The 17,590-nt window shown below is 37.9% G+C and carries 18 protein-coding genes and 1 pseudogene; 14 read left to right on the top strand and 5 right to left on the bottom strand.

Features of this window, described 5'->3' with window-relative positions:
* Positions 1–290: 290 nt before the first annotated feature.
* The 12 genes and pseudogenes from PSH50_RS08040 to PSH50_RS08095 all read left to right on the top strand — a co-directional run bounded on the left by PSH50_RS08040 (position 291) and on the right by PSH50_RS08095 (position 12,365).
* Positions 291–1,952, top strand: coding sequence for a molecular chaperone HscC (locus tag PSH50_RS08040; protein WP_273586520.1), 1,662 nt, complete (start codon positions 291–293; stop codon positions 1,950–1,952).
* Between the two features lie 43 nt (positions 1,953–1,995).
* Complete coding sequence (locus PSH50_RS08045) at positions 1,996–4,095, top strand: tol-pal system YbgF family protein (RefSeq protein ID WP_273586521.1); 2,100 nt, start codon at positions 1,996–1,998, stop codon at positions 4,093–4,095.
* Complete coding sequence (locus PSH50_RS08050; protein ID WP_273586522.1) at positions 4,085–4,825, top strand: DUF1266 domain-containing protein; 741 nt, start codon at positions 4,085–4,087, stop codon at positions 4,823–4,825. The genes PSH50_RS08045 and PSH50_RS08050 overlap by 11 nt, the downstream gene beginning before the upstream one ends.
* Before the next feature lie 72 nt (positions 4,826–4,897).
* Complete coding sequence (locus tag PSH50_RS08055) at positions 4,898–5,212, top strand: hypothetical protein (RefSeq protein ID WP_273586523.1); 315 nt, start codon at positions 4,898–4,900, stop codon at positions 5,210–5,212.
* 141 nt (positions 5,213–5,353) lie between these two features.
* A complete protein-coding gene (locus tag PSH50_RS08060; RefSeq protein WP_273586524.1) occupies positions 5,354–5,740 on the top strand; it encodes a hypothetical protein in 387 nt (128 codons plus the stop codon).
* Positions 5,741–6,624: 884 nt separating this feature from the next.
* Positions 6,625–6,735: pseudogene (locus PSH50_RS08065) on the top strand (hypothetical protein); the annotation flags it as partial.
* Positions 6,736–6,933: 198 nt separating this feature from the next.
* On the top strand, positions 6,934–8,052 hold the full coding sequence (locus PSH50_RS08070) for a polymorphic toxin type 15 domain-containing protein (RefSeq protein WP_273609513.1): 1,119 nt from the start codon (positions 6,934–6,936) through the stop codon (positions 8,050–8,052).
* Positions 8,053–8,061: 9 nt separating this feature from the next.
* The gene (locus tag PSH50_RS08075) at positions 8,062–8,724 is read left to right on the top strand and encodes a GAD-like domain-containing protein (RefSeq protein ID WP_154946058.1); all 663 of its coding nucleotides are present in this window, start codon (positions 8,062–8,064) and stop codon (positions 8,722–8,724) included.
* 291 nt (positions 8,725–9,015) lie between these two features.
* Positions 9,016–10,422: an RHS repeat domain-containing protein gene (locus tag PSH50_RS08080; RefSeq protein WP_273586525.1), complete on the top strand. Its 1,407-nt coding sequence runs from the start codon at positions 9,016–9,018 to the stop codon at positions 10,420–10,422.
* Positions 10,412–10,969, top strand: coding sequence for a hypothetical protein (locus PSH50_RS08085; RefSeq protein ID WP_273586526.1), 558 nt, complete (start codon positions 10,412–10,414; stop codon positions 10,967–10,969). The genes PSH50_RS08080 and PSH50_RS08085 overlap by 11 nt, the downstream gene beginning before the upstream one ends.
* Before the next feature lie 17 nt (positions 10,970–10,986).
* Complete coding sequence (locus PSH50_RS08090) at positions 10,987–11,838, top strand: immunity 49 family protein (RefSeq protein ID WP_273586527.1); 852 nt, start codon at positions 10,987–10,989, stop codon at positions 11,836–11,838.
* Positions 11,839–11,870: 32 nt separating this feature from the next.
* Complete coding sequence (locus tag PSH50_RS08095; RefSeq protein ID WP_273586528.1) at positions 11,871–12,365, top strand: DUF6795 domain-containing protein; 495 nt, start codon at positions 11,871–11,873, stop codon at positions 12,363–12,365.
* Positions 12,366–12,414: 49 nt separating this feature from the next.
* Here PSH50_RS08095 and PSH50_RS08100 read toward each other — a convergent pair whose 3' ends face one another.
* The gene (locus PSH50_RS08100) at positions 12,415–13,194 is read right to left on the bottom strand and encodes a CLCA_X family protein (protein WP_273586529.1); all 780 of its coding nucleotides are present in this window, start codon (positions 13,192–13,194) and stop codon (positions 12,415–12,417) included.
* A 16-nt stretch (positions 13,195–13,210) separates the two neighbouring features.
* A complete protein-coding gene (locus PSH50_RS08105) occupies positions 13,211–13,807 on the bottom strand; it encodes a tRNA-uridine aminocarboxypropyltransferase (protein WP_273586530.1) in 597 nt (198 codons plus the stop codon).
* 137 nt (positions 13,808–13,944) lie between these two features.
* Between PSH50_RS08105 and PSH50_RS08110 the strand changes: the two genes are divergently transcribed.
* Both PSH50_RS08110 and PSH50_RS08115 read left to right on the top strand, forming a co-directional pair.
* Positions 13,945–14,289: an Hpt domain-containing protein gene (locus PSH50_RS08110; protein ID WP_096041855.1), complete on the top strand. Its 345-nt coding sequence runs from the start codon at positions 13,945–13,947 to the stop codon at positions 14,287–14,289.
* A gap of 261 nt (positions 14,290–14,550) precedes the next feature.
* A complete protein-coding gene (locus PSH50_RS08115) occupies positions 14,551–15,768 on the top strand; it encodes a pyridoxal phosphate-dependent aminotransferase (protein ID WP_004587766.1) in 1,218 nt (405 codons plus the stop codon).
* Positions 15,769–15,852: 84 nt separating this feature from the next.
* Here the strand turns inward: PSH50_RS08115 and PSH50_RS08120 are convergent, their stop codons facing one another.
* The 3 genes from PSH50_RS08120 to PSH50_RS08130 form a co-directional block, all read right to left on the bottom strand.
* Complete coding sequence (locus tag PSH50_RS08120) at positions 15,853–16,320, bottom strand: glycine zipper 2TM domain-containing protein (RefSeq protein WP_004587767.1); 468 nt, start codon at positions 16,318–16,320, stop codon at positions 15,853–15,855.
* 214 nt (positions 16,321–16,534) lie between these two features.
* Positions 16,535–17,152 (bottom strand): penicillin-binding protein activator LpoB, encoded by a 618-nt coding sequence (gene lpoB, locus PSH50_RS08125; protein ID WP_024032666.1) that lies wholly within the window; start codon positions 17,150–17,152, stop codon positions 16,535–16,537.
* 11 nt (positions 17,153–17,163) lie between these two features.
* The gene (locus PSH50_RS08130; RefSeq protein ID WP_024032667.1) at positions 17,164–17,589 is read right to left on the bottom strand and encodes a YcfL family protein; all 426 of its coding nucleotides are present in this window, start codon (positions 17,587–17,589) and stop codon (positions 17,164–17,166) included.
* Position 17,590: the final 1 nt, after the last annotated feature.

Consider the following 17,590-nt stretch of genomic DNA (forward strand, 5'->3'; position numbering starts at 1 on the left):
AAATGCTGAAATGTTAACGAGAGCAGATAATAAGGATTAAGGACAAGCTCGTAAAGTCAGCGAGTTTGAAAGAGAAATATTAGCAAAATACGATGATGATGACACTAAATCAAAGTCATTATGCCCAACCTTCATTGTAGAGGGGAGCAACTCAAACTGGACAGCGCTTATTGGGTAATGTGGGTTTATTTTACACATGACAATCAATGCCAATATAATAAGTAGTCTTATAAATCGTGGCTTTAAAAATAAAAAGCGATGTAATAATTGTCAGAATAAAAGGTATTAATATGAAGATAGGGATTGATCTGGGAACGACACACAGTTTAATTGGTGTATGGCAAGATGATGGCATTAAACTAATTACTGATTTAGAAGGCAATGTTCTGGTGCCATCTATTGTGAGCTTTACAGGTGATTATGTTTTAGTGGGTCAAGCTGCTCGCGACCGCTTAGCGACTCACCCTGAGTTGACAGTGTCTGAATTCAAGCGTTTTATGGGAACGGACAAAGTTTACCAACTAGAAGAGCAATCTTATACACCAATAGAGCTGTCGGCTATTTTACTTAAGCATCTTAAAGAGCAAGCTGAAGCATATTTACAACAACCTATTACTGAAGCTGTTATTTCGGTACCAGCGTATTTTAATAATAAACAACGACAAGCAACACAGCAGGCAGCTTCACTTGCTGGTTTGACGGTCGAGCGCTTAATTAACGAGCCAACCGCCGCAGCGCTTGCATACGGACTAGACAACAAAGATTCAGATAACACTTATTTAGTGCTTGATCTCGGGGGGGGAACGTTTGATGTATCTGTTATTGAAGTGTTTAATGACATTTTTGAGATTCACGCTTCTGGTGGTGATAACTACCTAGGGGGGAACGACTTTACTCAAGCAATCGTAGACGATTTATATAAAAAACACAGTATTAAACCAAACTGTTTAACTAATAGCGATGAAAGAAATATTTGGTCTTTATGCGATCAATTAAAATGTCAGCTAACCAGCGAAGACTCTGGCTACTTTGACTTTGAATATGAAGGAAATATTTTAACTTATACTCTTGATGAAAACGATTTCAAGCATATTTGTAATGATTTAATTGAGCGTGTTAAGTTTCCTATTCATAGAGCAATGACGGATGCACAATTATCTATAGATGATATAGATGGCTTGGTTTTTGTGGGTGGTGCCACCCGTATGCCAATTTTTCGCCAGCAAATTAATCATGCGTTTTCGCGCATTACACAAATTCAATATAATCCAGACCACGCTATTGCTATTGGTGCAGCTATTCAAGCAAGTATGAATGCGCGAAATAATCAGTTCAAAGATGTAATTATGACGGATGTTTGCCCTTTTACACTAGGCGTTGAGATATCAAACGAGCATAACCAACCTGAATTTTTACCAATTATAGAGCGTAACTCTACAATCCCTGTTAGTGAAACTCGCTCTTTATTTTCCAAACATCCAAGTCAAGAAAGCGTCTTGATTAATATTTACCAAGGTGAAAATTACTTACCTAAAGATAATGTGTTAATGGGAGCATTAGACATTACACTTGAACCTTTAAACAAAATTCAGTCTTTTTATATAACTTATACTTATGATCTCAATGGTGTCATTGAAGTCGAAGTTAAAAATAAGGATTCTGAAAAAACATACCGAACTTATGTTGGTGAGAATGTTAAAGAGCTTGACCAAAATCAATTGCAAGAGCAATTTGCAAGGCTTCAAGCTTTAAAAATATTACCAAAAAACAAACTTGCTAATACCTCTTTTAAAGCGAAACTTGAGCGTATGTTCCAAGAGGGGTTAGGCGACAAGCGCAGAAAAGTAGGTGAAGCTATTGGGCTTTTTGAGCGCGCGTTAGAAACTCATGATAATCATAAAATTGATGCTGCAAAAGAGCGTATAAAAGTGTTTTTGCATATGTCTTATTAACATGCATTTTATTATTTGTGCCTACAATATAAGAGTAAACTAAATGGTCCATTGGATAGTGTTAGGTATTGAGCCAACACAAGATAAACGCGCCGTAAAATTAGCATATACGCAGTTATTAAAAAAAACGCCGCCCGCAGAATTCCCTGAAGAATTTAAAGCATTACGTAAAGCGTATGATCAAGCATTAAAAGAAATTTCAAAAAGTGCCGATGCTGAAAATGATAATTCAATAATACTTGATGATGTATTACTTAAGGATGATCAGCCACAGTTAGATACTGATATTGAAAATACACAGGCTGAAGTTTTTTTTGAACTTAAAGCTAGTCCAAACCATGATACAAATGACGAGCCTGTTGAGTTTTCAATCATTCACACGATACCCCAACTCAACCTTGCCTTAGAACAACTTTATAGTGATATTTTAGGTAGGCACAGTTTAGAAAAGTGGAAAATGTTATTCGCGGCCCCGATATTTTGGGACGTTAATCAAAGCAAGACGTTGACCGAGAATTTACTTGGTTTTTTTTCTAATCACTACTTTTTACCTGAAAATATATGGATATTTTTGGATAATAGTTTAAAAATTACTGATGGCTTGTCTACCAGTAGTAATGATACGACCCGAAAAGCGGCGATCGCTTTATCTCGTTACATAAAAACGTTACCAAAAAGAATTAATGATGGCTTAGTTGAGAACATTAGTGATGATATTGATTTTGAAGCTTTTAATCGTCATCTTAAAATACGTAGTTATATTGAAGATAAATGTTTGTACGATACATTCTCTGCTGAAGAAATAGAGGATATAGTTCAGCAAATAGAGCCGGTATTTAAAACTGACTTTCCTCTTTACAATTATATAGTTAAGTATTTATGGACAATTAATGGCTATAGTAGTATTAAACGTATCCTCACACCTTTAACAATTCCCTACACCGAAGAGTCCCTCTTAAATTATCAGGCACATGCTGAGTATAAACTAAAAAATTATGAGCTTGCACTTAAGCTTTATATACAGCAAGAGCGAAATTATCGCGACTTCTGCACCAAGGTTATGTTTAAAAACATTGGCATGTGTTACTTAAAGCTTAATAATTTTGAAAGAGCCTACCTTTATTTAGATGCAGAAACACGTGTTGCTGCCGATATGGAAATTGAGGTTGCATTAATAACAGCAAGGCGCGGATATATTCGAGAGTTGAGAGCTGATGAAACACAAAACGCTATAAAAATTGCGACGTTATTGTATGAAAATGGGCGATATCAGGATGCTCTATCAATTACTGAGCAATATAAACATGTATTCATAGAGCAGGCTAACTACCTACAGGCTTTATGCTTATGTAAATTACATCGTTTAGATGAAGCATATTCTGAGTTTTTATTGTTTATTGATCTATATATTGAACGCCAGCTGTGGCTATGGCCACTAATTGTTGAGCTAGTAAGGTATTGTTACGATTTAATTACCTATGAATTACTAGTAGAAACAATACAAGAACATACTGCTACTTTTAGCGATTTCTATCAAACAGCCTTCTTTTCTGGCTCTTTAGAACCTCGTTGTTATACAGAACAAGAAATGGAAATACTTGAACTAACAAATGAGCGAGATTCAGTCAGACGATCACTTGAATCAGTATGGCATATTGAATCAATGCAAATCTTTGCACTGGCTATATTATGTATTCGAGATACAGAGTTAGTTGATTACGAGGACCATAGTGTTGTTGAAAACCGCAAACGTGATGCCCTTAATTGTGTCAAAGAAATTAAACAATTTATGCTTTATAACCCGAGTGATTGTTTAAAGTTTTTAGAGGCTGCATTTGATCAACAAGACTATGATACTTGTATTATGTTAGCTGACATAGCAATTAAAGCCCTACGCACAGCGCCACAAGCATATTATTTTAAAGGATGCGCACTTTTAGAATTAAACGAGTATGGCAAAGCTCTAGAGTCATTTAAACAAGCAGCATACGAGTATAATACTCATCCATACGCTGTTCACTCTTTGAATTCAGCCATTACGTGTGCTGAAAAACTTATCGAGCAAGGGTTGTCCTATCAAGCAACACATAATGAGCTATGTATGCAATTACAGAATAAAAAGGAGATAGTTGATGGACAATAGTCAAGCAGATTTAATGCTTAAAAGCCAATCATTAACTAATAAGCAGAAACACTGGTTAATTAGTTTATCTGGTTACCTATCGATGCAAAATGGCTATTCTCTGGATTGTTTGTTACATAAGAGTAAGACATACCCATTGCAAGCAATTATCAATGGTAATATAAAAGTATTGAAAAATAGTTATGATATACATAGCAAAGTTGACTTAGTTGAAACTCTAGATGTTTTTACAGACACAGCTCGAAGTGGTCAGTTTATGAATTGTTTAGCCCAAAGCGTTCGTCATGACTTATACATTGAACGCTTTTTTTTAAATCAAAATGAAGATAAAAACAGTGATGAATATGTGGTTAGTGCATGGGCTCAAAAACATAATGTTGCATTATCAAACTGTGGAATTAAAGGTTTTGATATAGGACGCTCTGCGTTTTTATGTCGGTGTGCGTTTACTACTGGTTTAATCACAGAACAAGAGGCTTGGTATTATTTACTCGTGTTGGGCAAGATTGCACAGCAATTGTTTACTGATTGGCAAGAATTTGGCTTGAGTCACCTTGTTGGTCGCTTGACTTGGGTTGGTATTAACTTAGCTGAACCGGTAGGCACTAAACGTTACCCTAATGATTTTGAAATAAAGCAAAAGATTCAATTAGATGTCGAAGAATTGACATCAATTTTAGCTGACGATGAACACCCATGGTGCCAGCTAGAATGGCAAATAGACTTGTAGTCTAAAGTGCATGATTCATGATGCGTTCGGGAAGTTGCTTTCTACCATAATACTGACTAATGAGATTCTCTTATGAAGCTGCTGTTTTTAATTATTGTTTGCCATGGTCTTTATATTTTTATGTTGTGGCTAACCATGAAGCGCCAAACTGATAAAGTTTCGTCAGTAAAGTGGGTACTGGAATCAACATTAGTAACATTATGTGTGTTGTTACCCGTTCTATTTATAGATCAATTTTGGGTATTATTTTTAGCGGCTTTTATGGTTTGTCTTGCACTATACGTTGGTGCTCATTGCGCTGTATTTGGGCGCTTGAGTCGACAAGGAATTTTAGGGGGAGTTTGCTTAGCAGTGCCTTGGTATTTTTATTTAGTGACGACCAATTAAAACCATGGAAAGTAGTCGATGAATAAATCAGAGTTATTAAAAATTTTCACAGCCACTACAGTAACAACGCCCAGTTGAATTAAAGTAAAAGGGAGGTTTGAACCAAAAACTACTGTTTATTCATTATATTAAGGTTTAATTATGAAAATAAGTTTTTCTTGGAAAAGAGATGTTGATTCTATTTATCCAGTTTGCTCTTCAATCACAGATAATAACGATGATAAAAGTATCCTATCTAGTCTCCTCATGGATGATGGTGGATTATCATACGATGATACTATTCCTTGGGTTGAGGAAGGTATAAAAAGAATAAATTCTGTTTTAACTATTGAATGTGCCTCTTTTGATTGGGATCGTGAGAGGTGGAGAGCTGAATTTACAATTGAGAACGCACAAATTTATTCTTTACTTGATGATAGCTACTTTCAAATTTTAACTACGCAACAGCTGAAAAACGCCCTTGTCGAATGGAAGGTATTATTAGAATCAACCCCAAATATAGAAAATATAATTGAGGTAGATTTATAGTTTTTGAGATTTAGTAATTGAAATAATGGGAAATATTTTGTCTTTATTAGAGGACCTATTAAATTTACAGAGGAAGATAAGTTTTATTCAAAAAATAAACTAGGCACCCACCCTAATTTTAATATGATATAACAGTAAAAAATAAGCTTGACTCCCATCTTAATTTTGAAGTTTGGCAGCTTTGCTTGCTAAATTAGAGTGGATGTATTATTTAATTCAGCCAAGGTAATATTAAACCCCAGCAGTTTGGTAACTGTATTACCCTTAGTCAGCAGTTTGATGTATTTATCCGCTTAACACAGCAGCAGTTAACCCATCCTGAGCAAGCGCTATTTGATACCTGTACGTACAACTACGACAGTGTAAACCAGCTTATTGCCCGCAAAAACGAAGGTGTAAGCAGCCAAAATATCAATTTTGAATACAACAGCCTCGGCCAGTTAATTAAGCAAAACCTAGCCAGTTCTAAAGCTGATACAACCATAGACTATAAGTGGGATAGCTTTGGTAACCCGCAAAGTCAAACAATTAAATCAAACACAAGCGATGCAGACACTAAAGATACAAGCACGTGTGATAAAAAAACTAGCGATACAGCTAACGGCGAGCAAGGTGCAAAGCATAAGGTTGCCAGTAACAAGCATACAGTCAGCTCTTCTATTGATTTAACACACGCCACGCATAGCGAATACAATGAGGTAGCGCCAAATAGTAGTGAAAGTAGTAATAAAAATAGTAGTAACGCAGGCTCAGCAGTAAACAATCAAGGCACTAACAACACCACAATAAACAGTGCCACCGACGCCGACCGTCTGACACAATTTGGCGACAGCGACTTTTACTACGACGAGTTTGGTAACCAAATACGCGAAACCGGCAAAGGCATAAAAACCCGCCGTGAATATAACGCGTTTAACCAGTTAAGCTGTTTTAACAACAACGGTACGCTCATCCAATACGACTACGACCCATTAGGTCGTCGTATCGCCAAGCACACCGAGCACGGTAAAATTGACTACATTTGGGATAACGACCAGTTAATCGGCGAATGCCAACACGGTGAATATACCTGGTATATCAACCTGCCAAATCAATTTCATCCAGTAGCACTGATTACAAAAGGTGAGGTGTACTACTACCACCTAGACCAACTGAATACCCCACGTTTTGTAATAAACAACAAAGCAGAAGTGGTGTGGGAAAACCAAGCCGATGTGTATGGTTATGAAGATTTAGAAGTAAGTACTACAAATAGCTTCACTCAGCCAATCCGTTTTCAGGGGCAATATTTAGATGAAGAGAGTGGCCTACATTACAACCGCTATCGCTATTACAGCCCTAAACAACAGCGTTTTATAAACCAAGATCCGATAGGTTTAGTGGGTGGAATCAACCATTATCAATATGCGCCAAATCCGGTTAATTGGGTGGATCCGTTTGGGTTGAGTTGTAAGGAGAGTAGTGATAAAAGCTTTGGGGTTTGGCTTTTAAATGATGCAAATAAACAAATAAGTGAAGAGGGAGGCTGGGAAGCCGAGGTTTGGAGTTTACTTGCTGAAGATAGTATAAATGCAACAAATCAAGTAATTTCAGGTGACTACACAGCCGCATTAGCAAGTATTGCACTTGCTGTTGTGAAGCCATTTAAAGTGATTGATAAGGTTTTAGATAAAGTACCCGATTCAGCTACCAAGCCGCTTGAAAATGCTAAGAAAAAAGTATTGAAAGCACCAATTATGAAAAAATATAACCCTCCGTGTTTTAAACCAAGTAATACATTACTTAAAGCTAAAACTTTTGGTGGTAATAAAGGGAAACTAGAGAAAGAGTTTTATAAACAATTAAAAGCTCAACAAGAGGGTATTAATAAAATGTCGGTGGGTGAATATTTACAAAATAGGGAAACACTTACTGATCTAGTGAAAGAACACGGACATTCAAAAGCAAGAAAGATTTTAACTAATAATAGTGCAGAACAGAACAAAGCTAGGAAAAAGCTTTTAAATAAGATTAAAAAGTCAGTATCAGATTCTTTGCTTGATCAAGGTAAATCCAGACAAGAAGCAAAAACACTCGCTAGCTTAAAAGCTGAGGAAACGTTAAAAGAATTAGCAGCTCTGCATGACCCTGATATGATAGCCGGTGGTCATGATAAAATATCACGATTAGGAAATGCTAATGTTAACTCATCACTCGGATCACAATGGGCTAAAGCTGATCGTGTTACGGGGATGGACAGGGCTGCCCAACAAGCAATGGATTTACATGGCCCAGATGCAAAAATGAATGTTGAATTATCACGTTGTAAATAAGGTTTTAATATGAGTAAGTTTAAATTAGATGAAATGTTTGAAGGCTTTTTAGAAGATTTTGGTAGGCCAGAGCAACAAGTAAGGTGCTCAGACGTAACACTAGAAAAATTTAAAAATAAGCTCCCAGAGCGCTTACTAGAATATTGGCATGAATATGGTTTTTGTAGTTTTAAGCAAGGACTGTTTTGGATTGTTAACCCTGATGATTATGAAGATATCCTTGACGAATGGTTAGAGCAAACGAATATCCCGGATGATGATATTTATCATGTTTTTGCGCGAAGTGCTTTTGGTGATTTATTTATTTGGGGTGAAGAAACAGGGTATAAATATGAACTTAATACCGCTAATGGATGGATTATTGAGCAAGATGGAAAACCTAAGAATAATCATAATATAGCAATAGAAAGGTTTTTTGGTTTAGCAGATGTAGAAGAGTATGATATTGAAGATGACAATGGAGAATATCTATTTGAATCATGTATCGAAAAGTTTGGTGAATTAGAGCCAGACGAAATGTATGGTTTTGAGCCTAGCTTAATTGTTGGTGGGGAAACTATTCTTGAGAATATAAATAAGGTCAATATCTTTGTACATCTATCAATTTTGGCACAATTTGGACAAATCGAAGTGCTTGACCATGATGCGCTGATCCGAAAAGCTTTTTCATAATTATAACTACCATTTAAATTTGCTCTTTAACAACATGGATGTTGTAAGGGCTTAGGTTTTTAGCCTAAGTCCTTACCTGTTATCGCTTATAACGCCAATTACTACAGCTATAATCTGCAAGGTAAAATTACCCGTGCGCATAATGCACAATACATCTTAAAGCAGCAGTTAACCCATCCTGCGCAAGCATTATTTGATACCTGTACGTACAACTACGACAGTGTAAACCAGCTTATTGCCCGCAAAAATGAAGGCGTAAGCAGCCAAAATATCAATTTTGAATACAACAGCTTGGGTCAGTTAATAAAACAAACATTGGCAAGCTCAGGTGCTGATACAATCACACACTACCAGTGGGATAGCTTTGGTAACCCGCAAAGCCAAACAGTTAAATCAAACACAAGCGATGCAGACCTTAGAGATACAGGCGAGCAGGGTATAGAACATGATGCAGCCAGTAACGAGCATACAGCCAGCTCTTCTATTGATTTAACACACGCCACCCATAGCGAATATAATGAGTTAGCGCCAAATAGTAGTGAAAGTAGTAGTAAAAATAGTAGCAACGTTGACTCAGTAGCAAACAATGAAAGTACTAACAACACCACAATAAACAGTGCCACCGACGCCGACCGCCTAACACACTTTGGCGACAGCGACTTTTACTACGACGAGTTTGGTAACCAAATACGCGAAACCGGCAAAGGCATTAAAACCCTCCGTGAATACAATGCATTTAACCAATTAAGTTGTTTTAATAATAACGGCACACTCACGCAATACGACTACGACCCATTAGGCCGCCGTATCGCAAAACACACCGAGCACGGCAAAATTGACTACATTTGGGATAACGACCAGTTAATCGGCGAATGCCAACACGGTGAATATACCTGGTATATCAACCTGCCAAATCAATTTCATCCAGTAGCACTAATTAAACAAGGTGAGGTGTACTACTACCACCTAGACCAACTGAATACCCCACGTTTTGTAACCAATAACAAAGCAGAAGTCGTATGGGAAAACCAAGCCGATGTGTATGGTTATGAAGAACCAGAAGCCGAGTCTGACACTAATAAAGGAAACACCTTCACTCAGCCAATCCGCTTTCAAGGGCAATATTTAGATGAAGAGAGTGGCTTACATTACAACCGCTACCGTTACTACAGCCCCAAACAACAGCGTTTTATAAACCAAGATCCAATCGGCTTAGTGGGTGGCATAAACCATTACCAATATGCACCTAATCCGGTTAATTGGGTGGATCCGTTTGGGTTATTGTGTAAAGAGGGGCAAGAAAAATTATCTGCAATGCTAGGTACATTAGTTGGTAATGGTATTGAGCAAGCTGCGAAGGATAAAATATTAAAAAGTGCTATAGATAGTGCCGTACTCACAGATCCAGAAGGTAAGTTAAAGGTTCAAAAACCAGAGGGTGTGAATAAGTTAAATTATTCCTATACAGTAGAGACTATGAATGAGGTGGACAATACCATAACTATTCATCGTCATATTGGGGGAGAAACTAAAGAAATGGAGCTTACTATTGAAGAATTTGCAGGTATGCACGAATTTGATGGTAAAGCAGTTAATGAAGAATGGGCTACCAAAGGGCGGATTAAAGAAAATACAGCGAGAACATTGGTTACGGCTAAAAAGAAAGATAATTCAGAAAATATATATATTGAAGCCTGAAGAAAAAGAAGAACTACAAGTTCATTGCGTCGCACGTGACAAGGCAATGAAAAATCGTGATAAATTTGCACGGCAAACAGATGGATACAACAACCAAAATCCTAAAGTGAATGAGCAATCGGCTAAAATTGGAGAAAAGGCAGCCGATATGGCTGTAAAAGCCAATTACCCAGATTATAAGAGAATTCATCCAGATAGTTTAGACAATTCGACGTCGGTATCAGGTAATTTTGATATGGTTTATCAAAACTCTGAGGGTGATGTGATAATTGTTGAAGCCAAAGGCGGTAAGAGCCCACTGGGTAAAAAGCAAATTGGTGATCAGGATTACCAGCAAGGCACGAAGAAGTATGCGCAAGCTATTACCGAGAATATGAAAGGAAGAGATACTGCAACGGATAGAAAGGCGGCAAAAGCAATTGATAAAGCAGCACGTAGAAAGAAAAATGAAATTAAATATTTGCATATAGAAACTCCTATAGAAAAAACGGAACAGGGGTCTAGAGTTAGGGAAGTAAAGATTTCAGAGTTCGATATTGGTAGATAATAGCTAATAGGTGAAAAATGAAAGTTGAAAGAATTTGTAAGCCTAAATTCGAAAAAGTACCGCTGAATGAATGGTTGGAATTCCCTAGAGAAGAAATTGATGAAACGCCAGACTTCTTCGGGGATTATCGTGACAATCTAATTAAATGTGCAAAGGATAGGCTGGAGTTGTCTCGCTGGCTTACTTGGGAAGTCTTAACGCCTGAAAGAGAAAAAGAATCTGCAACGGGCTTACGTTATGCGTCAAAAATGTATGCTGCATTTTTGAAGTTTGCAGAGCATCCAGAGCAAGACCTTACCTTTAAAATATTCGATTTACCTGAAGTAACTTGGAATGGTAAGGGAATGTTAGAGGCAGGTTATGCAAATCCTGCAGAGTGGCTTGACGCCTATTTTTTAGCTATGGTCACTCGCGACTCTGAAAGTATGAATAGCTTGGCGAGCTTCCCTGTTGAAGTTATGAAACAAAGTGCCACTAAGGCTGGCCCTGTCTCTTATAAATTAGTAGAGGTATTTCAAGCTTATCATCACCGACAAGAGAATTACCCATTGTTACTTAATGAGGGCATGAAAATGGTGGTAGAGCAAGGTAATGAATGGGCATTAGGTATAGCGATGGGGTATTTAGAAACCTTTGCCGCACTTACTACAGACATTGGCTTTGATTTTAATGAAACTCTCGCAAAAAATGTGCAATTACAAGAGAAGTACTGGATGAATGCAAGTGAACCAGACACTGTTCCGGTTGAATCATTTTTACCCCTACAATTACTAGGTATGGCATGCATGTGGCACGATATGGGTAATGAGGTAACGGTTGAAAGTGATTCACTTCCTCGTTTTTTAATTAATGGAACTTATTTTAAATAATTAGAAATATAGGTAAGGAGGCTCAAACCACTATGTTTGGTTTAATAAAAAAATATGACGTACACATGTGCTCTGAAGTTAAAGGGATTATTACTTTAAACGGCAACCCTGTTGAAGGTGTTTTAATTAATCGCAGCCTTAAATTTGCACATAAAATTGAAAAAGAAGATCAGGTTATTACAGCTTCCGATGGCACGTTTAATATGCAAGAAGTTGTTGTTGAGTCAAAAATACCCGGTGATATGTTCTCCCATGAAGTTACTTATCAACTTATTACTGCAATTCATGGCGGTGAAGAGTATGAGCTTTGGAGCTCAAAGCTCAATGGCATAAAAGAGCGAAGTGAATATAAATACAAGTTAAGTAGCTTAAATGCTGACTTAGAATCTACAGAAGTAAACTTTACTTTTCCTAATTATGATAATCCAAACTTGGAATTTGATGCTTCTAGTATATGTAGATGGGAAAATGATTTTGAAATATATGAGATAGAAGATAGCGAAGATTATTTTAAAGAATTTAAATAATAAAAGGATATAATTAATACTGGGAAGTTTGTAATGTGTCTGATGAGGTTTAGGCTCTGTGAAGCGCAGTTCCTAGTAGTTCAAAATACTTATTAAGGGCTTTATTTGCTTTATTAACATGCTGAGCATTTGGGTATATTAAATTACTGCTTTTTAAGCCACTTACCAAAAAACTATTTTGTATCGTGCTGTTCGCCTCTATGCAAGCTTCAAAGCAGCGGGCTGCTAACTCCTCAGGCATACTCATGTAGTTTATGTTATGCGCTTGGTCGTGTTTTATGCACGTTTGTACAAATTCATTCGCATCTTCCCCATCAAAATCTAAAAACACGTTTTTGTAAAAATCGTTTAGCGCACTATTAAGTGGGTGCGATAAATTTGGCGTATTTGAAAGCCATAATTTTGATGCAAAACCAAAGCGAGGTTTTGCATTAAATAAATGCTCGCTTATATGGTGATCAAAGGCATGAAACCATTCGTGAGCCAATGCGCCACCGCCGGCGTTTTTTGCTAAAGCAAGGGTTTGTGAAGCTGCGTTATAATGCGCTTGGACGCCTTTTTGACCGCCATGCCCAAAGGCAAAATTTAGTTTGCCGCGCAGGCCAATGGCTTTGGGTGGTAAATGTAATATTTGAGCAAGGTCGGCGAGGGCATCGTAAATTAAGTTTGCACTAATAAAATGCTCTTCTTTGGTCACCCATTTTCCTACAACCATAGATCTAAAGCCAAAGGTGTCTCTAATATCACTAAAGTCAACTTGGTCGTCAAAGCGGTAGTCTGGCCCTTTACGAGTGAATCCGCGTTTTAATCTGTTTGGGTAATTACGCATTTACATTTAATGGTGGCTAACTTAAGTAACGTGCTTTTACGTGTTCGGGCATGTGTTGGGTTTGTTTTTGTATTAATTCATCTAATAAATTATAAAGTGGAGCAGGGTTTAACTGCTCTATTAACAACAAACTATGTGCAACGGCCTCAAGCGTAGAAAGACTGTCGGCTCTAGGGGCTTTTCGAATAGCGTAACGGCTTTGCGGTAACTGCTTAAAGCTCACTGTTTTAAATTTAGTGAGTAGCGGGGTCAGCTGCAAAATTTTATAGGCTTTTTTCCAGGTGCCATCAATCACGACTAAATGCGTAATGTTACTTAAGGCTGGCTTTGGGTTTGCATCATCTAAGTAGGTGGCGTGCTCATTAGGGTAGAGCAGTACCGTAGACTTAACAGGTAAAGAATTGAGCATGGCAAAGTCTGTGTTATTTTCCCCTTTGATTATTTTGCAGTCAGTTAGGCTCAAATTCAGCAATTTTGCCGTGTTTTTCGCTATTTTTTCTTCACTGGGGTGTTGTAGAATAACCACGCTAACTTTATTTGTTAAACGTTTAATGGCCCCGCATATACAGGTAGAGGGCGTAAACAAACAGCGTTCACAAACTTGGCGAGTCATTAATTAAACTTTTTATTGCGAGTGTATTTTGATAATTATACATTTATAAAGTAATAAAGTTGGATTTTTTTACGCATAGATATACAGTAATACTATTAATTATAAAATGACACGGAATGTTTAGAAGGGCTAAAAATATGACAGAAGTACAAATAGATGAGGCTGCTTTAGAAAGTATGCAGTCGTTACTTGGTGAGCAGTTTAAAGATACACTTGAATTTTGCTGCAGTGAATTTGAGCGCCTTGGTAATGAAGTAATTGCAACCATTGGTAACGATAAAGAAGCGGCAATTCGTCATGCCCATAGTTTAAAGTCGAACGCGGCTCAGTTTGGTGCCACGAGTTTATCTAATGTAGCCCGTGATATTGAACTTAATCTAAATCAAGATAACTTAGCGCAAGCTGTTACGGCATCTACAGATTTATTGGCGCAAGTAAGTGGTTCGCAGGCCCAATTAAGAGCGTGGGTAGAGTCTAATTAACTTTATTTGTTAACGTGAATTTATTTCAGTATTAAGCAACTAATTACGCTGGCATTTTACGCCTTTACTAGGGTAGTCTTAGACTTTACTAGGGCGTGTTTGGCCTCTCGATAATAAATTTGATCACGCATTGCCCAAGGGCCACCCTTGGGTAGTTACACAATTTTACCGAGCCCATTAGGTTATAACCCTCGCATTTAACAAACCCACTCCTAGTTAATTATTTTTTCCATAAAGCCAGTTCGCCCCAAAGAGGTAAAAATGTCAGATATTAAAAAGAGTCACAAATTAGAAGGTGTATGTTATGACATTCGTGGACCGGTTTTAGCGCAAGCCAAAAAAATGGAAGACGAAGGTCAAAAGGTACTAAAGCTTAATATTGGTAACCCTGCGGCGTTTGGTTTTGATATGCCAGAGGACATGCACCGCGATATTATTCGTAATTTGTATTCGGCCCAAGGCTACTGCGACTCAAAGGGGTTATATTCAGCCCGTGTAGCGGTTTATCAGCATTACCAGCAACGAGGTTTACATAACTTAGATGTAGATAATATTTATATTGGTAATGGGGTGAGCGAGCTTATTCAAATGATCACCCAAGCGTTATTAAATAACGATGATGAAGTGCTTATTCCTGCGCCTGATTACCCTCTGTGGACCGCGTCAGTTAAATTAGCAGGCGGCAACCCTGTTCATTATTTATGTGATGAAGAGCAAGATTGGTTTCCGGATATTGCTGATATAAAAAGTAAAATTACGTCTAAAACAAAAGCGCTTGTACTAATTAACCCTAATAACCCAACCGGGGCGGTTTATAGTGACGATTTACTTTTAGAGTTAATTAATGTGGCGCGCGAGCATAAGCTGTTACTGCTTAGCGATGAAATTTACGAAAAGATTTTATACGATGGCATCACCCACACCTCAATTGGTGCGCTATGCGACGATGTGCCCATTATTACCTTTAATGGTTTAGCTAAAACCTACCGTGCGGCAGGTATTCGAATGGGCTGGATGGTACTAAGCGGACGCACCTCAGCAATGGAAGATTTACGCAAAGGGCTAGATATTTTATCGTCTATGCGTTTGTGTGCCAATGTACCCGCGCAATATGCGATACAACAAGCGCTAGGGGGTGTGCAATCAATAGATAGCTTAATCGACCCAGGCGGGCGATTATATGTTCAGCGCGATATTGCTTGGCGTGGGCTTAATGCTATTGAAGGGATAAGCTGTAAAAAGCCAAAAGGGGCGCTTTACGCGTTTGCTAAAGTAGACACGGCTCATTTTAATGTCACTGATGATGAAAAAATGATGTTTGATTTACTAAAAGCAGAAAAAATATTATTAGTGCATGGGCGTGCATTTAATTGGCCAGAGCCTGATCACTTTAGGTTAGTGTTTTTACCTAACAAAGACGATTTATCGAGTGCGATGCTTAAAATGCAGCGCTTTTTTAAAGACTATCGCCAAGTTTAGTTAATTCCAACTAATACGCTGTAAATAAAAAACGAGCTTAAATAGCTCGTTTTTTATTTATGCGATACCGCTGATACGGGTTTATTAGTACGCGCGGTCAACTCTTACGGTATTATCACTTAAATAGACCAACCGTACGTTATCACCTTTACTAAAGCGCATTGACTGGTCTTGGTCTTGTACCACCATGTATTGATCGCCGTTTTCTACCTGAATCAATAACTCTACTAGGTGTGTTTGCTTATAATAGCTTTTTTGCTGATTATTATGTGCCACGCTTCCGCCAATGACTGAGCCTAAAATAGTGGCGACGGTACGACCGCTCCCACCACCAAATTGATTACCGACAACACCCCCGAGTAGGGCGCCGCCAAAGGTTTTCCAGCCATTGTTTTTGTCTTGCACAAGCTCTTGTTCGGTAATTTTACGTACAGATTTTACATCGCCAAATAAAACCTGTTGTACAGGCACGGCTTTGTTTCGCTCATAGTTAGCAAAACTTGGTGCACTGAGTGTAAGCAATGCACACATTGCTATGGTTAAGGCTTTCATAGGTGTCTCCTGATGGTGTTACATAAAGGCAATATTTTTGCCTTTGCGTGGAAATGTATACCAATGCGAAAAATACTTAATCATTTTGCGGCTAAACGTGTCACTACCTGCGTTAAAGATTCTCATTTAAAACAAATAAATAGCAATTTTTTCTAGCTATCAACGCGTTTATCCAGCCTCAAAATAGATCAGTTAATTTAGCTAATTGGTATTATTACCAACCAAATGTCGATTTTTCTTTCGTTTTACGAATTTCAGTTTCGTCTGCCCACTCGACTAGGCCGCTTTGCATATCCATTAAGCGCATTGTAAATTTGTAATACACATCTGATTTATCAGCATTTGATTTAACAATGCTCGATAAGTTGCCGTACAACATGTATTGCGCACCAATTTGTTTACCAAAGGCAACAGCGGTGGCAGGGTTTACAAGGGCATCTTCGTTTTGAAAGTTAAGCTGCTCACGTACTGATTCAACACGGGTCATGTCAACAAAACGAAACTTACCGCTGCGCAACAGTTGCGTAGAGATTGAGTCGGTAATAGATTCAGTGTCTATGTGTTCACTGGTTTTATTTTTAATGCGCTCAACAAATACCACAGGGCGTTTGTTTTGGGTCATTGTGCCAATAACCGGCGAGCTAAGTAGTGAGTCGGTCATTTGGCTGGCTACTTTTTGTAAATCGGTAGAGCCAAAGTTTATATCGGTGGTTTCTACTGCTTGCGCGTCGCCATAACTAACTACGGCTTTATTGGCACAACCGCTTAAAATGAGTGCGCTCAGGCCAATAACTGCATAACTCGATAACGTTTTAAATTGTGTAGTGATCATCTTTATAACCCTTATTCTTTAAATTCTTGTGCGTCGGTAGACACTTCTCTTACTGCGAGCGAAAATGTAACCGCATCCGGTGTTGGCGCTAAGCCGGGTAATTGTGTTTTAGAAAAACCAAACAGTGTTAAGGCTTGCCAAGGTGAGTGGTTTCCTTTAATTACAAACCCGTCTTTGTCGTACCAATTAAACTGATACTGCAAATACTGAGACTTTTTATATTGGCTGCTTAGTGTTACTACCACGTCGGTTAACTGGTTTGTTTGGCGTGTTTTAACATCGGTAATGGCAAGCTTTTCACCTAGAGCAGGATTATCAACATGTAACTGCTCGTTAAATGTATTTTTGCTTTGCTCAACCGAAATGCCTGATGTATCAGGTTGGCTTGCACATGCCCCAAGCATTAATGCAGCCACTAATGGCAAAGTATATTTCATG

Source organism: Pseudoalteromonas sp. Angola-7, from assembly GCF_028599255.1.
Classification (GTDB): Bacteria; Pseudomonadota; Gammaproteobacteria; order Enterobacterales; family Alteromonadaceae; genus Pseudoalteromonas; species Pseudoalteromonas atlantica.

Bases quoted from the DNA above. Each gene is read 5' to 3' on its own strand.
- PSH50_RS08040 (WP_273586520.1), top strand. From the start codon at position 291: ATGAAGATAGGGATTGATCTGGGAACGACACACAGTTTAATTGGTGTA.
- PSH50_RS08045 (WP_273586521.1), top strand. From the start codon at position 1,996: ATGGTCCATTGGATAGTGTTAGGTATTGAGCCAACACAAGATAAACGC.
- PSH50_RS08050 (WP_273586522.1), top strand. From the start codon at position 4,085: ATGGACAATAGTCAAGCAGATTTAATGCTTAAAAGCCAATCATTAACT.
- PSH50_RS08055 (WP_273586523.1), top strand. From the start codon at position 4,898: ATGAAGCTGCTGTTTTTAATTATTGTTTGCCATGGTCTTTATATTTTT.
- PSH50_RS08060 (WP_273586524.1), top strand. From the start codon at position 5,354: ATGAAAATAAGTTTTTCTTGGAAAAGAGATGTTGATTCTATTTATCCA.
- PSH50_RS08075 (WP_154946058.1), top strand. From the start codon at position 8,062: ATGAGTAAGTTTAAATTAGATGAAATGTTTGAAGGCTTTTTAGAAGAT.
- PSH50_RS08090 (WP_273586527.1), top strand. From the start codon at position 10,987: ATGAAAGTTGAAAGAATTTGTAAGCCTAAATTCGAAAAAGTACCGCTG.
- PSH50_RS08095 (WP_273586528.1), top strand. From the start codon at position 11,871: ATGTTTGGTTTAATAAAAAAATATGACGTACACATGTGCTCTGAAGTT.
- PSH50_RS08100 (WP_273586529.1), bottom strand. From the start codon at position 13,194: ATGCGTAATTACCCAAACAGATTAAAACGCGGATTCACTCGTAAAGGG.
- PSH50_RS08105 (WP_273586530.1), bottom strand. From the start codon at position 13,807: ATGACTCGCCAAGTTTGTGAACGCTGTTTGTTTACGCCCTCTACCTGT.
- PSH50_RS08110 (WP_096041855.1), top strand. From the start codon at position 13,945: ATGACAGAAGTACAAATAGATGAGGCTGCTTTAGAAAGTATGCAGTCG.
- PSH50_RS08115 (WP_004587766.1), top strand. From the start codon at position 14,551: ATGTCAGATATTAAAAAGAGTCACAAATTAGAAGGTGTATGTTATGAC.
- PSH50_RS08120 (WP_004587767.1), bottom strand. From the start codon at position 16,320: ATGAAAGCCTTAACCATAGCAATGTGTGCATTGCTTACACTCAGTGCA.
- lpoB (WP_024032666.1), bottom strand. From the start codon at position 17,152: ATGATCACTACACAATTTAAAACGTTATCGAGTTATGCAGTTATTGGC.
- PSH50_RS08130 (WP_024032667.1), bottom strand. From the start codon at position 17,589: ATGAAATATACTTTGCCATTAGTGGCTGCATTAATGCTTGGGGCATGT.